This is a genomic window from Roseateles sp. P5_B10 (assembly GCF_056400485.1).
In genome coordinates this window covers 1-704 of record NZ_JBFULE010001465.1, presented here as the reverse complement: position 1 = coordinate 704, position 704 = coordinate 1, and the positions used below count along the sequence as shown (strand labels likewise).

Annotated in this window: 1 protein-coding gene; it reads left to right on the top strand. The window is 67.9% G+C overall.

Annotation, left to right across the window (positions count from 1 at the left end; all coding sequences use genetic code 11):
- Positions 1-136 precede the first annotated feature (136 nt).
- Positions 137-704 (top strand): response regulator (locus AC1DU6_RS34000; protein WP_477862817.1); only part of this gene is annotated, 568 nt, incomplete at its 3' end.

Genomic DNA, 704 nt, shown 5'->3' with positions numbered 1-704 from the left:
CGGGCCGTCCCAAGCAAGCTCGCTCCCGCCTGGCGGGAGTGAGCCCGGACATGGGATGCCCTGTGGGCATCCCGTGCCTGGCGAACGCCTGGCCGCGCTGTCGGTCAGGCAAGGCCGCAGGCCGAAGGGTGCACCTATGAACACGCCTCGCCATGCGCCGCTGTTGATCGTCGAAGACGATCTGGCCCTGCAGAAGCAGCTCAAGTGGTCGCTGGACCGCTTCGAATCGGTCACGGCCGATGACGTCCCCAGCGCGGTGCTGCAGTTCCGCCGTCACAACCCGGCGGTGGTCACGATGGATCTCGGCCTGCCGCCCGATCGGGACTCGGTGTCCGAGGGCTTCAGATGCCTGGAGAAGCTGCTGGAGCTCGACCCCGGCGTGAAGGTCATCGTGCTGACCGGCCAGAACGACCAAGGCAATGCGCTGCGCGCCATCCGCATGGGCGCCTACGACTTCCTCGCCAAGCCCGTCGATCCCGACGTGCTCAGCCTGACCGTCGAGCGCGCCTACCGGCTCTATGAGCTGCAGCAGGAGAACCGTCGCCTGCAGACGCAGCAAAGCAGCGACGTCTTCTCGGGCCTCATCACGCGCGACCCCGGCATGCAGCGCGTCTGCCGCATGATCGAGAAGGTGGCCCCCAGCGACGCCACCGTGCTGCTGCTTGGCGAAAGCGGCACCGGCAAGGAAGTGCTCGCCCAGGGCC